Source organism: Lawsonibacter sp. (genome assembly GCF_022777125.1).
GTDB classification, from domain to species: Bacteria; Bacillota; Clostridia; order Oscillospirales; family Oscillospiraceae; genus Lawsonibacter_A; species Lawsonibacter_A hominis.
This window is the reverse complement of the sequence record NZ_JALFGV010000075.1, coordinates 16,887-30,226: the sequence shown is the minus strand read 5'-3', so window position 1 is coordinate 30,226 and position 13,340 is coordinate 16,887. Positions and strand designations below refer to the sequence as shown.

Below are 13,340 nucleotides of genomic sequence, written 5' to 3'. Positions count from 1 at the left end.
CGGAGCCGCCGCGCCGGATGCCGGAACGGACGTCCCCGATCCCCTGCTGGAGGAGCTGGAGACCCTGAAAAACAGTCTGGCCGATCAGGAGGATAAATTTCTCCGCCTGGCCGCCGAGTACGATAATTACCGCCGCCGCAGCCAGAAGGAAAAGGAATCCGCCTGGGCGGACTCCAAGGCGGAGACGGCCGCGGCTTTTCTGCCGGTATACGATAATCTGGAGCGGGCGCTCAAGCAGGAGACCAGCGACGAGGCCTACAAGAAGGGCGTGGAGATGACCATGGCCCAGCTGCGGGAAGTCCTCTCCAAGCTGGGTATCGAGGAGATCCCCGCCCTGGGCGAGGCCTTCGACCCCAATCTTCACAACGCCGTGATGCATGTGGAGGACGAGGCAGCCGGAGAAAATACCATCGTGGACGTGTTCCAGGCGGGCTTCCGCTCCGGCGACAAGGTCATCCGCTTTGCCATGGTGAAGGTCGCCAACTAGCCCGAAGCGCGGAGCAGCCGCCCGTCGCGGAGGGCGCGCAGCAGGACGCCCAAGCGCCCCGTCCGCGCCCCGGATTTCTTTTGTTAAAACAAAACCCTGATAAATATTGGAGGAACGGAATTATGTCTAAAATCATCGGTATCGATCTCGGTACGACCAACTCCTGCGTCGCCGTCATGGAGGGCGGCGAGGCCGTTGTCATCCCCAACGCGGAGGGCAACCGCACCACCCCGTCCGTGGTGGCCTTCTCCAAGGACGGCGAGCGTATGGTGGGTCAGGTGGCAAAGCGCCAGGCCATCACCAACCCCGACCGGACCATCTCTTCCATCAAGCGTGAGATGGGCTCCAACTACAAGGTGACCATCGACGGCAAGAATTATACGCCCCAGGAGATCTCCGCCATGGTGCTGGGCAAGCTCAAGGCGGACGCCGAGGCCTATCTGGGCCAGAGCGTCACGGAAGCCGTCATCACTGTGCCCGCCTACTTTACCGACGCCCAGCGCCAGGCCACCAAGGATGCCGGACGCATCGCGGGCCTGGATGTCAAGCGTATCATCAACGAGCCCACCGCCGCAGCCCTGGCTTACGGCGTAGACAAGGACTCCGACCAGAAGATCATGGTCTACGACCTGGGCGGCGGCACCTTCGACGTGTCTGTGCTGGAGGTCGGCGACGGCGTGATCGAGGTGCTGGCCACCGCGGGCAACAACCGCCTGGGCGGCGACGACTTTGACAAGTGCGTCATGGATTGGATGGCCGCCGAGTTTAAGAAGGACACCGGCATCGACCTGAGCGGCGACAAGGTGGCCATGCAGCGCCTGAAGGAGGCTGCCGAGAAGGCCAAGATCGAGCTTTCCGGCGTCACCTCCACCAATATCAATCTGCCTTATATCACCGCCGACGCCACCGGGCCCAAGCACCTGGACCTGACCCTGACCCGGGCCAAGTTCGACCAGCTGACCGCCCATCTGGTGGAGGCGACCGCCGGCCCTGTCAAGCAGGCGATGAGCGACGCCGGCCTCTCCTCGGGCGAGCTGGCCAAGGTCCTGCTGGTGGGCGGCTCCAGCCGTATCCCCGCGGTTCAGGACATGGTCAAGAAGCTCACCGGCAAAGAGGGCTTCAAGGGCATCAACCCCGACGAGTGCGTGGCCATCGGCGCGGCCCTGCAGGGCGGCGTTCTGGTGGGCGACGTGAAGGGCCTGCTGCTGCTGGACGTTACCCCCCTGTCCCTGGGCATCGAGACCATGGGCGGCGTGATGACCAAGCTCATCGAGCGCAACACCACCATCCCGGCCAAAAAGAGCCAGGTGTTCACGACCGCCGCCGACAACCAGACCTCCGTTGAGGTCCACGTGCTCCAGGGCGAGCGTGAGATGGCCCAGTACAACAAGACCCTGGGCCGCTTCAACCTGGACGGCATCGCCCCCGCCCGCCGCGGCGTGCCTCAGATCGAGGTCACCTTCGACATCGACGCCAACGGCATCGTCAACGTATCCGCCAAGGATCTGGGCACCGGCAAGGAGCAGCACATCACCATCACCTCCTCCACCAACATGTCCAAGGAGGACATTGACAAGGCCGTCAAGGAGGCCGAGCAGTTTGCCGCCGAGGACGCCAAGAAGAAGGAAGAGATCGACGTCCGCAATCAGGCCGACCAGGTGATCTACCAGACCGAAAAGGCTCTGGAGGACGCCAAGGACAAGATCGACGCCGGCGACAAGGCCACGGTGGAGGCTGCGCTGACCAAGCTGAAGGACGCCATGAAGGGCACCGACGTGGAGGCGATCAAGGCCGCCACTGAGGAGGCCAGCAAGGCTTTCTATCCCATCGCGGAAAAGATGTACCAGCAGGCCAATCCTCAGGGCGGCCAGGCAGGCCCTGACATGGGCGGCGCCAATTTTGCCGGCGGCGCTCCGGGCGGCAGCAATACCGACCCCAATGTGGTGGACGCCGACTACGAGGTCGTGGACGACGACAATAAGTAACGAATCCGAAAAGCGGCGGGGCGGAGATCGCCCCCCTACCAAAACGTAGGGCGGGGGCTTGCCCCCGCCGCTTTCCGCGTAAAGAGGTGAACACCAATGCCTGAACAAAAAAGAGACTATTACGAGGTCCTCGGCGTGTCCAAGGGCGCCACGGACGACGAGATCAAGAAGGCCTACCGGAAGCTGGCCAAACAGTACCACCCGGACCTGAACCCCGGCGATAAGGCCGCCGAGGCCAAGTTCAAAGAGGTCAACGAGGCCTACGAGATCCTCTCCGACAAGGAGAAACGCGCCAAGTACGACCAGTTCGGCCATGCGGGGGTGGACCCCAACTTCGGCGCGGGCGGCGGCTTCGGCGGCGGCTTTACCGGCGCGGATTTCGGGGACTTCGACCTGGGCGATCTGTTCGGCTCCTTCTTCGGCGGCGGCTTCGGCGGCGGCAGCGGCTCGGGCCGCGCCCGCAGCGGCCCCATGAAGGGCGACAACCTGCGCTCCTCGGTGACGATTTCCTTTGAGGAGGCCGCGTTCGGCTGCGAGAAGGAGATCGTCCTGAACCGCACCGAGTCCTGCGACGCCTGCAGGGGCAGCGGCTGTGAGCCGGGTACCACCGCAGAGATCTGCCCCGACTGCCGCGGCGCCGGCACCGTGCGCATTCAGCGGGGCGGGGGGGCCTTTACCTTCGCCACCACCGCCACCTGCCCCAAGTGCGGCGGCACGGGCAAGCTCATCCACTCTCCCTGCAAATCCTGCGGCGGCAGCGGGAGTGTGCGGCGGCAGCGGAAGATCACCGTCAACATCCCCGCGGGCATCGATAACGGCCAGGCGGTCTCCCTGCGCGGCCAGGGCGGCGCGGGCAAAAACGGCGGTCCGGCGGGCGACCTGCTCATCGGCGTCACCGTGCGTCCCCATCCCCTGTTCAAGCGGGACGGCACCTCAGTCTATCTGGACCAGCCGGTCTCCTTCCTCCAGGCCACCTTGGGCGCAGAGCTGGAGCTGCCCACCATCGACGGCAAGGTCAAGTGGAGCCTGCCCGCGGGCACGCAGCCCGGCGCTACCTTCCGTCTGCGGGGCAAGGGGATCCCCAGCGTCAACGGCCGGGGCCGGGGCGACCAGTACGTCACTGTGAACGTTACGGTTCCCACCGGTCTGACCCATGAGCAGAAGGAGGCGCTGCAGGCCTATGGCCAGGCCATGGGCGAGATTCCCGCCGCTGCCGAGGACGGTCTGAAAGGTTTTTTTGACAAGAAGAAGAAAAAGAAATAAAATAGGGGACGGATGCTGATCCGTCCCCTATTTCAGCTGTTTCGGAGGTGTCGGCCATGGGCCCCATCCGCTTTATCGTATATCTGTTCCCGGTCCTGACCATCGCGGCGCTGTTCTATTTCTTCGTCTGGTACTGGCAGGCCACCCGCACGCCGCTGGCCGCTCCTGGTTCCAGCGGGTCCGTACCCAGGCGCCGCTTCACCTTTGCAGGCAAATGCCACCCTATGGCGCGCCGGGATGCGCTGCCTCTGTTTGTGATCACGGCGCTCTATGCATTGACCGCTTTCGCTCAGCTGGGCTCCATGAAAGCGCCTCAGTCCGCCCTGGATCTGGGCGGCACGGAAAGCCATACCATCGTTCTGCCTCAGGAGGTCTATGTAGCGAACCTCTGGTATTTTCCAAATCTGGGCACTGGAGAATACAATCTGGAGATCTCCGCCGATGGAGCGCATTGGTCCACCCTCTGGTCCCGAACCGATGAAAGCGGCAGCGTCACCTCCTACTACTGGGCCGATGCCGCCGGATATGAACCCAGCTACGCCATGTCCCAGAACTACAATCAGCTCTTTAAATGGATTGAACTGGCCCCGGAAAATCCCCAGTACGTCCGGTATCTGCGCCTCACGGGGCGCTCCGACAAGGGTCTGCTGGAGCTGGGGGAGCTGGCCCTCTTCGACCACAACGGAACACGGGTCTCCACAAACGACTCCGCCGAGCCGCTTCTGGATGAGCAGGACACGGTCCCAGACGCGATCTCCTGGTTCAATTCAGCCTATTTCGACGAGATCTACCACCCCCGCACTGCGTTGGAGCACATCGAAGGGGTGTCCCCCTACGAGATCTCTCACCCGCCGCTGGGGAAGCTGATCCTCGGTCTTGGCATCCGCCTGTTTGGGATGACGCCCTTCGGCTGGCGCTTCATGGGCACCCTGTTCGGCGCGGCCATGCTGCCGCTGCTGTATGTGTTTCTGAAAAACCTGTTCGGCAGGACGGCGGTGGCCGCCTGCGGCACCGTGCTGCTGGCTGCCGACTTTATGCACCTGACCCAGACCCGCATCGGTACCATCGACACTTACGGGGTGTTCTTCATCCTGCTGATGTACTATTTTCTATACCGCTATCTCACCCTGCCCGCCGGCGCCCCCTTTCGGAAGTGTGCTCTGCCGCTGTTCCTCTCCGGCTTGTTCTGGGGGATCGGCGCAGCCTCCAAGTGGACGGTGATCTACGGCTGTGTGGGACTGGCGCTGCTGTACTTCATCGGACTGTACCAGAAGCTGCGGGATTGGCCCCGGGAAGAGCGTCACGCCCGTACCGCCTGGACGTTCCGGCTTCTGGCCTTTTCGGTGCTGTGCTTTGCCCTGATCCCGGCCGTCATCTATGTGCTCTCCTATTACCCCTACGCCCAAGCCAAGGGGGACACCAGTCTGAGCGGCTGGCTGGGCGTGATGTGGGAGAATCAGAAGTATATGTTCTCTTACCATAAGGGCGTGGTGGACACACACCCCTATTCCTCCCGCTGGTATCAGTGGATCTTGGACATCCGTCCCATCCTCTACTATCTGGACTCCTCCCTGCCCGGCTACACCACCCGGTTCGGGGCCTTCCTCAACCCGGTGGTCTGCTGGGGCGGCCTGCTGGCCATGATCGCCGTCGCCGTGCGCATGGTCCAGCGCCGCTGCGGCAAGGCCCTCTTCATCCTGGTGGGCTATCTGTCCCAGCTGGCCCCCTGGTTCCTGATCGGGCGCATCACCTTCGCTTATCATTATTTCCCCTCTGTGATCTTCCTGATCCTGGCGCTGTGTTATGTGTTCCACGACCTGGCGGAACGGGAGGACGCCGTCCGCTGGAAACCTGCCGTCTATGCCCTGACCGGCGGCGCCGCGGTCCTCTATGCCATGTTCTATCCCGTACTGGTGGGCATTACGGTACCCACATGGTATACCACCTGCTTCCTGCGCTGGTTCCCTTCCTGGCCCTTCTGAGGCTTTGGGGCCTCGCTCACTTTTTTCTGGAGGTTTCTCACCCATGCTTCTTACGGATTATCATACGCACAGCGTCCTCTCTCCGGACGGAAACGTGCCCCTGGCCCGGATGGCGGATGCCGCCGTGGCGGCGGGTCTGGGAGAGCTTTGCATCACCGATCACTGCGACCTGATGGACCAGGACGGCGGGCGCGTGTACGGCTACAACTGGCCTGCCGCAGTATCCCAGTTCCGCGAGACCGTCCCCATGTTCCAGGGCCGGTTGAACCTCAGGCTTGGTCTGGAATTTGGCGTTCCCCATGTGGACCGTACGGCCGCAGAGCAGATCCTTTCCCTGCCGGAGCTGGACTTTGTCATCGGTTCCGTCCACAACCTAAGTCCCGCGCGCGGCGGGCGCGATTTCTATTTTGTTGATTATCCGGACGCGGACGCCTGCTATGCCGCCCTGGACGACTATTTTGCCTCCATGTCCGTTCTGGCCTCCAGCGATCTGTACGATGTGCTGGGGCATATCATCTACCCGCTGCGGTACATGCACATCCCAGTCTCTCTGGAGCGTTACCGGGAGACGATCCGCACGATCCTGCGCAAGGTGGCGGAGGGCGGCCGCGGCATTGAGATAAACACCTACCGCGGCCGGACCATTGCCGACTGGCGGCCCATTCTGGAGCTCTACCGGGACTGCGGCGGCGAGATCGTCACCGTAGGCTCGGACGCACACCTGCCGGAGCACGTGGGTCTGGGGATATCGGAGGCCTGCGCGCTGCTGCAGCAGACCGGCTTCCGCTATCTTGCCACCTATGAAAAACGAAAGCCGGAACTGCACCGGCTGTAAGGAGGATATGAAACATGAAAATTGCAATGGGCAGCGACCACGGCGGCTTTGCGCTCAAGCAGCATCTCAAGACCTATCTGGAGAACAAGGGCTGTCTGGTGGAAGACTGCGGGACGGATTCCACACAGAGCTGCGATTACCCCGACTTCGGCCGTTCGGCGGCGGAAGCCGTGGCCTCCGGCCGGTGTGAGCGGGGCATCGTCATCTGCACCACCGGTATCGGCATCTCCATTTCCGCCAACAAGGTCCGCGGCATCCGCTGCGCGCTGTGCTCCGAACCGTTTTCGGCCGAGATGACCCGGCGGCACAACGACGCCAACATGCTGGCCCTGGGCGGCGGCATGATCGGCCCCAATATGGCCGAGCGCATCGTGGATGTGTTCCTCTCCACCGCATTCGAGGGCGGCCGCCACCAGCGCCGCGTGGATAAGGTAATGTCCATCGAGGGATAATTTCCCCGGTCTATTCCCGGACAGACAGGCATACCCTCCAAATGAGAAGAAATGAGGGGGTATCGTCATGTCCCGTCTGTCCAAATCTGCGCTGCTGCTGTTTGTGGTCGCTACGCTGGCCGGAGCCTGTCTCCACTTTGTCTACGCGCTGTTTCCAAACGCCGTCACCGCCTGCTTTTCTCCCGTGCAGGAGAGCCTGTGGGAACACCTGAAGCTGCTGTATTGGCCCTATCTGGCCGCCAGCCTTCTGCTGGCGCGGAACGAGGGCTGGGATACCCTGCGCGTCCGCGCCTTTACGCTGCTGCTGTGCTGTGCTGCGGCGTTGGCCGCAGGTTGGCTGTATCATATCATTTTGGGCGGTGAAGCGCTGTTTTTTGACGTGGCGCTGTATGTGCTGACCATGGCGGCGGCGTTCCTGCTGCCTGGCCTGCTCCGGCAGTTTCCGCTCGCCCGGCGAGGACTTTGGCTGCTGCTGGCCGTTGCCCTGGGCGCCGCCATTCTGCTGTTTACGTTCCTGCCGCCATCCGGCCCGCTCTTCCTTGACCTCACCGCCGTCAATACTTGGTATACGCTCCCCTGCTGAATTGAAAAAAGGAATGGTTGTCGTTCCGAAAATTTTGCTTTACAAACGCGAAAAAGATTGCTATAATAATCAGGCACGTTGATAAGCGTGCCTTGCGCGCCCGTAGCGCAATTGGATAGAGCGTCAGATTCCGGTTCTGAAGGCTGGGGGTTCGAGTCCCTTCGGGCGTACCAAAGAAAACCTTGTAATCTCAACGGTTACAGGGTTTTCTTTTGTTTTCGTTTAATGTGTTATGTGCTAATATGATACCAATTTTCGAGGTTAAACTTAGCGTTTGAGGTTAAAAATCTGCGAAATTTTACAGCACGGCGCACCAAAAAACATCCCCCGGACACCAGCACAGGGTATCCGGGGGTGGGTGAGAGTGGATGTTGGGGGAGCGAAGAAGGGGTAGAGTGAGGATTGTGAAAGGTTAAATTGACTATTATAAACGACGAACCATAATTTATGCAGACATTGTATTAATGGAATATAGGTAGTGCGTAAAATTCTGTGTAAAGACCGAAGGCAGGTGAAATGCAATTAGAGGGTGATTGGCACCCTGTGGCCGAAATAAATCATGAGATGGTCGAGAATCGTGCCCCAATTACGGATGGGCATCGTCCATTTTTCAGTGATGTTGATCGTCGCCAAATACAGAATTTTCATCAGAGCGTCATCGGAAACAAAGGCGCTCTTCGTCTTTGTCACCTTGCGCAGCTGGCGATTGAAATTCTCAATGGCATTGGTCGTGTAAATGAGCGTGCGAATTTCAGGAGGATACTTGAACATAGTCGAAAGCTCAGGCCAGTTTACCCGCCAGCTCTTGACTCCGAGAGCATAAGCGCACCGGGCAGAACCGCCGCACGGTTAGTCTGGCTATCGACATTCAATCAAAGCTTCAACGAAAAGGGCCGGGATATGAACGGTGGGCTAAGGTATTCAATCTAAAACAGATGGCCGCAGCCCTTGCCTATTTGCAGGATAATAACCTTCTGGAATATGAGCAGTTGGAGAAAAAAGCGGCTTCGGCAACAGAGTGTTTTCATTGATATAGCGGTACACCTCCAGCCTGCTGGCACATTTTTCAAAATCGGATCTGCAGAAACAGTGGGAAAAGGCTTTTGGCGGATTGTCAAATCAGGTGCGGCGAAAGATCAAAGAAACCTTTAGGCGCAAAACGCCCCGGCCCCAGCCGCAAAAGCGGTCGGGACCGGGGCGCTCTTCGTTTTTCAGGCCAGGCCCAGCAGACGGGCCGTGGTGGCAACCGAAAAGCAGACCAGCATCCCGATGCCGGTGGGCAGCAGGATGGAGACCAGGGTCCATTTGGCGCTGCCCGTCTCCTTCCCAATGGTCAGGCAGGTCGTGGAGCAGGGCCAGTGGACCAGGGAAAAGAGCATGGTGCACACCGCCGTCAGCCAGGTCCAGCCGTTGTCCACCAGCAGCGCCCGCAGGGCCTCCAGATCATCCAGCGCCAGCAGGGAGCCGCTGGAGAGATAGGCCATGATAATGATGGGCAGCACGATCTCATTGGCCGGAAAGCCCAGGAGGAAGGCCATCAGGATGACTCCGTCCAGCCCCAGCAGCCGGGCGAAGGGGTCCAAAAATCCGGTGCACCAGTCCAGGATGCTGCCCCCGCCCACCCGAACATTGGCGCACAGCCAGATCAGCAGCCCCGCCGGGGCCGCAACGGACACCGCCCGCCCCAGCACGAACAGGGTCCGGTCCAGCACCGAGCGGACGATGACCTGCCCGATGCGCGGCCGCCGGTAGGGCGGAAGCTCCAGCGTAAAGGAGGAGGGCACGCCCTTCAGGATGGTACCGGACAGCAGCCGGGACACCCAGAAGGTGAGAAAGACCCCCAGCAGGATGACCCCGGTCAGCAGCAGCGCCGACAGCACGCCCCGTCCCATACCCGCTCCGGTCCCCACAAAAAACATGGTAATGATTGCGATCAGAGTGGGAAAGCGCCCGTTACAGGGAACAAAATTGTTGGTCAGGATGGCGATAAGCCGTTCGCGGGGCGAATCAATGATGCGGCAGCCCACCACGCCGGCCGCGTTGCAACCAAAGCCCATGGCCATGGTCAGCGCCTGCTTGCCGCAGGCGCTGGCCTTTTGAAATGCATGGTCCAGCACGAAGGCCACCCGCGGCAGATAACCGAAGTCCTCCAGCAGGGTGAACAGAGGGAAAAAGATGGCCATAGGGGGCAGCATCACCGAGACCACCCAGGCCAGTACCCGGTACACCCCCAACACCAGCGCCCCATGGAGCCATGCCGGGGCATTCAGAGCGGTAAGCAGGTCACTCAACCGGTCCTGGACCCAGAACAGGCCCGCAGAGAGCAGCTGCGACGGGTAATTGGCGCCCTGGATGGTCAGCCAGAACACCCCGGCCAGCAGCAGAAGCATCAGAGGAATCCCGGTGGCGCGGGATGTGAGCAGGCGGTCCAGCTTGCGGTCCCGTTCCAGGCGCTCCTCCCGCTCACAGGAGACCACACCGGCGCACAGCTCCTCCGCGGTCAAAACCAGCCGCGAGACCAGGCAATCCCTGAGTTCCTTTGCGCCGAGCCCGGACCGGGCCAGAACGCCCCGTGCGCCCTCCAGCGCTTTCTGTAGCGCCTCGTCCCGCCGCACGTCCCAGCCCAGCGTTTCCGACAGGCGCTCCAGCAGCGCAGCGTCCTGATCCAGCAGCCGCAGGGCCGTCCAGCGTGCGCTCAGCCGTCCGGCCAGCCGTGTTTCCAGCAGCGGACGCAGCTGCTCCACCGCGGCCTCGATGGGCGGCAGGTAGCGCACCGGCGGCGGCGCCGGCGCTTCCGGCGCGGCGGTCAGCTCCGCCACCGCGTCCATCAATTCCTCCAGCCCCTCGCCCCGCCCGGCCGCCGTACCCACCACCGGCACCCCCAGCCGCCGGGCGAGGCCCTCCAGATCCACCCGGATCCCTTTTTTTCGGGCCTCATCCAGCAGGTTGACGCACACCACGCACCGCGGTTCCAGCTCCAGCGTCTGCAGGACCAAATTCAGATTGCGCTCCAGACAGGTGGCGTCGCACACCACGACCGCCGCGTCCGCGCCGCCGAAGCAGAGAAAATCCCGCGCCACCTCTTCTTCCGCCGAGTGGGCCATGAGGGAATACGTACCCGGCAGATCCACCAGCACGTAGCCCCGTTCCCGGTGCTCACACTGTCCCTGCGCGTTGGCCACGGTCTTTCCCGGCCAATTTCCCGTATGCTGCCGGAGCCCGGTCAGCGCGTTGAAGACTGTGGACTTGCCCACATTGGGGTTCCCCGCCAGGGCGATCACCCGGTCCTCCGGCCGGTTCTTTTGGAGCACCAGCCCGCCGTCCACCGCGCCCGCGCCGGTGGAGGTATTGGTCAATCCCATCGCCAGCTCCTCCCCCCTTACTGCGTTCAGGCCAGTGCAGTCCGGCCCGCCGGGGCACGCTCCGGGCAGAGCCCCTCCAGCCGGACGCCCCGGGCGTCCCGGCCCCGCAGGGCGATGACCGCGCCCCGGATCAGATACGCCGCCGGGTCCCCGGCGGGACTTTTGGCGGTGCAGGTGACCCGGGTGCCCCGGATCAGGCCCAGATCCAGCAGCCGGCGGCGCATGGCCTCATCGGCCTGGATCTCCGCTACGTAGGCGCTCTGCCCGACCCGCAGGGCGCTGAGAGAATATTCGCTCATATCTCAAATCCCCTTGCCATAAGTTGGTGTAAGGAAACTTTGTTTCCGCACCCTATCTTATTGTGCCGTGCGGCAAAAGGTGCCGCCGGAATGGGAGGTGCGCGCGTATGTCCCAGACGGAACAGGCGGATTTTTACACTCAAAAGGGCTATCAGATGCGCAAACAGCAGCAAATGACCGGCGCTATGGAAGATTACCTGGAGATGATCTGCCGCCAGGCCCGGGCGGAGGGGTACGTGCGCATCAACTTTTTGGCCGGGCGGCTCAACGTACGCCCCTCCTCCGCCTCCAAGATGGTCTATCAGCTGCGGGAGCAGGGTCTGGTGACCTTTGAGAAGTACGGTCTCATCCAACCCACTCAGCGAGGCTGGGAGATCGGCCGTTACCTGCTCTACCGGCACGACGTGCTCCACCGGTTCTTTTGTCTGGTCAACGGCTCCACGGATGAGTTGGAACAGGTGGAGCAGGTGGAACACTATCTCAACGAGAGCACCGTGCACAATCTGGATATCCTGCTGTCCCGGCTGGAAAGCGCTGCTCCGGCGGAATAGCATGCGCCAAAAGGCACAGAACGGCCCGGGAGCCTTCCCGGGCCGTTCTGTCTATTTCCGACAAACCGCACGGCAGCGCATTGACATATCCGTTTCATCTGTTAGAATGATAACAAATCGTTTGAATCGACTGCCGCGGGCCCTGCAAGGCCCGCCTTTGGAGGGAAAAGCATGCCGCAAACTGCACAAGAGAATAAGATGGGCGTGATGCCGGTGCGCCGCCTGCTGATCACCATGGCCCTGCCCATGATGATCTCCATGCTGGTACAGGCCCTGTATAACGTTGTGGGCAGCATTTTCGTGGCCCAGATCAGCGAGAGCGCGCTGACGGCCGTATCCCTGGTCTTTCCCTTTCAAAACCTGATGATCTCCATCGGCGTTGGGACCGCCGTGGGCGTCAACGCCCTGCTCTCCCGCAGCCTGGGCGAAAAGAACTTCGCGCTCGCCGACCAGACGGCGGAGAATGGTGTGTTTCTCTCGCTGCTCAGCTATCTGGCCGTTCTGGTCCTCTCTCTGACGTTGGCGCAGCCCTTTATGGCCATCCAGATCGACGATCCCGAGATCATTTCCTACGGCGTGTCCTATCTGCGCCTGGTGGGCGGGCTCTCCGTCGGCATGTTTGCCGCCATCATGCTGGAGCGTCTGCTCCAGTCCACCGGACGCACCTTCTATACCATGATCACCCAGGGGCTGGGCGCGGTCATCAATATCGTACTGGACCCCCTGATGATCTTCGGCATCGGCCCCTTCCCCGAGATGGGTGTGGCCGGGGCCGCCCTTGCCACGGTGATCGGGCAGTGCGTGGGGGCTGTGCTGGCGCTGTATTACAACATCCGCCATAATCCGGAGATCCATCCCAGGCTGCGGGGCTTTCGCCCCAACGGCGCGGTGATCCGCCGGATTTATGCCGTGGGCGTGCCTTCCATCCTCCTCAGCTCCATCGGCTCGGTGATGACCTTCGGCATGAATCAGATCCTTACCTCCTTTACCTCCACCGCCACCGCCGTGTTCGGCATCTACTTCAAGGTGCAGTCCTTTGCCTTTATGCCGATCTTTGGCCTGAACAACGGCATGGTGCCCATCGTCTCCTACAATCTGGGCGCGCAGAAGAAAAAACGGCTGGTCGGCACGGTGAAATTCGCCTTCCTGCTGGCTCTCTGCATTATGATAGCAGGCTTTTTGGTCTTCCAGCTCCTTCCCGCCCCCATCCTCCGCCTGTTCGACGCGTCGGACACCATGCTCTCCATCGGCGTGCCCGCCCTGCGCATCATCAGCATCAGCTTCCTGCTGGCCAGCGGCAGCATCATCAGCATCTCCACCCTCCAGGCGCTGGGGAAGGGCGTGCAGAGCATGATGATCTCCTTCACACGCCAACTGATCGTGCTGCTGCCCGTGGCCTGGCTGCTCTCCCTCCGCGGCACCCTGGAATCCATCTGGTGGGCCTTCCCCATCGCGGAGGTCGTCACGCTGGCGCTGTCCGTCTTCCTGTTGGCGCACGCCTATCGAACGCTCGTCAAGCCCATGCCGGATGAGGAATAGAC

At 61.8% G+C, this 13,340-nt stretch carries 11 protein-coding genes, 1 tRNA gene and 2 pseudogenes; 11 read left to right on the top strand and 3 right to left on the bottom strand.

Features of this window, described 5'->3' with window-relative positions; all coding sequences use genetic code 11:
- The 8 genes from grpE to MR825_RS06480 form a co-directional block, all read left to right on the top strand.
- A partial coding sequence (grpE, locus tag MR825_RS06515; protein WP_287879646.1) for a nucleotide exchange factor GrpE occupies nt 1–487 on the top strand: 487 nt, incomplete at its 5' end.
- Nucleotides 488–609: 122 nt separating this feature from the next.
- On the top strand, nt 610–2,472 hold the full coding sequence (dnaK, locus tag MR825_RS06510) for a molecular chaperone DnaK (RefSeq protein ID WP_186907910.1): 1,863 nt from the start codon (nt 610–612) through the stop codon (nt 2,470–2,472).
- Nucleotides 2,473–2,568: 96 nt separating this feature from the next.
- Nucleotides 2,569–3,735, top strand: coding sequence for a molecular chaperone DnaJ (dnaJ, locus tag MR825_RS06505; RefSeq protein ID WP_186907911.1), 1,167 nt, complete (start codon nt 2,569–2,571; stop codon nt 3,733–3,735).
- Nucleotides 3,736–3,791: 56 nt separating this feature from the next.
- Nucleotides 3,792–5,717, top strand: a complete 1,926-nt coding sequence (locus MR825_RS06500; protein WP_287879643.1) for a phospholipid carrier-dependent glycosyltransferase — start codon at nt 3,792–3,794, stop codon at nt 5,715–5,717.
- A gap of 43 nt (nt 5,718–5,760) precedes the next feature.
- Nucleotides 5,761–6,552: a histidinol-phosphatase HisJ family protein gene (locus MR825_RS06495; RefSeq protein WP_287879641.1), complete on the top strand. Its 792-nt coding sequence runs from the start codon at nt 5,761–5,763 to the stop codon at nt 6,550–6,552.
- A 14-nt stretch (nt 6,553–6,566) separates the two neighbouring features.
- Entirely contained in the window at nt 6,567–7,004 is a 438-nt protein-coding gene (rpiB, locus tag MR825_RS06490) for a ribose 5-phosphate isomerase B (protein WP_287879638.1), read from the top strand.
- A gap of 67 nt (nt 7,005–7,071) precedes the next feature.
- Complete coding sequence (locus tag MR825_RS06485; RefSeq protein WP_287879636.1) at nt 7,072–7,587, top strand: DUF6512 family protein; 516 nt, start codon at nt 7,072–7,074, stop codon at nt 7,585–7,587.
- Nucleotides 7,588–7,683: 96 nt separating this feature from the next.
- Nucleotides 7,684–7,760 (top strand) — tRNA-Arg (locus tag MR825_RS06480).
- Nucleotides 7,761–8,109: 349 nt separating this feature from the next.
- Here the strand turns inward: MR825_RS06480 and MR825_RS06475 are convergent.
- Nucleotides 8,110–8,409 (bottom strand): annotated as a pseudogene (locus MR825_RS06475) (transposase); the annotation flags it as partial.
- Between the two features lie 26 nt (nt 8,410–8,435).
- On the opposite strand from MR825_RS06475, the pseudogene MR825_RS06470 reads away from it, so the two are divergent.
- Nucleotides 8,436–8,603, top strand: a pseudogene (locus MR825_RS06470) (relaxase/mobilization nuclease domain-containing protein); the annotation flags it as partial.
- A gap of 195 nt (nt 8,604–8,798) precedes the next feature.
- Here MR825_RS06470 and feoB read toward each other — a convergent pair.
- The gene (gene feoB / locus MR825_RS06465; protein WP_256174775.1) at nt 8,799–10,949 is read right to left on the bottom strand and encodes a ferrous iron transport protein B; all 2,151 of its coding nucleotides are present in this window, start codon (nt 10,947–10,949) and stop codon (nt 8,799–8,801) included.
- A gap of 26 nt (nt 10,950–10,975) precedes the next feature.
- Nucleotides 10,976–11,248, bottom strand: coding sequence for a FeoA family protein (locus MR825_RS06460; protein ID WP_186907918.1), 273 nt, complete (start codon nt 11,246–11,248; stop codon nt 10,976–10,978).
- 107 nt (nt 11,249–11,355) lie between these two features.
- On the opposite strand from MR825_RS06460, the gene MR825_RS06455 reads away from it, so the two are divergent.
- The gene (locus MR825_RS06455) at nt 11,356–11,799 is read left to right on the top strand and encodes a metal-dependent transcriptional regulator (RefSeq protein WP_186907919.1); all 444 of its coding nucleotides are present in this window, start codon (nt 11,356–11,358) and stop codon (nt 11,797–11,799) included.
- Between the two features lie 171 nt (nt 11,800–11,970).
- The gene (locus MR825_RS06450) at nt 11,971–13,338 is read left to right on the top strand and encodes an MATE family efflux transporter (protein WP_287879632.1); all 1,368 of its coding nucleotides are present in this window, start codon (nt 11,971–11,973) and stop codon (nt 13,336–13,338) included.
- Nucleotides 13,339–13,340 lie beyond the last annotated feature (2 nt).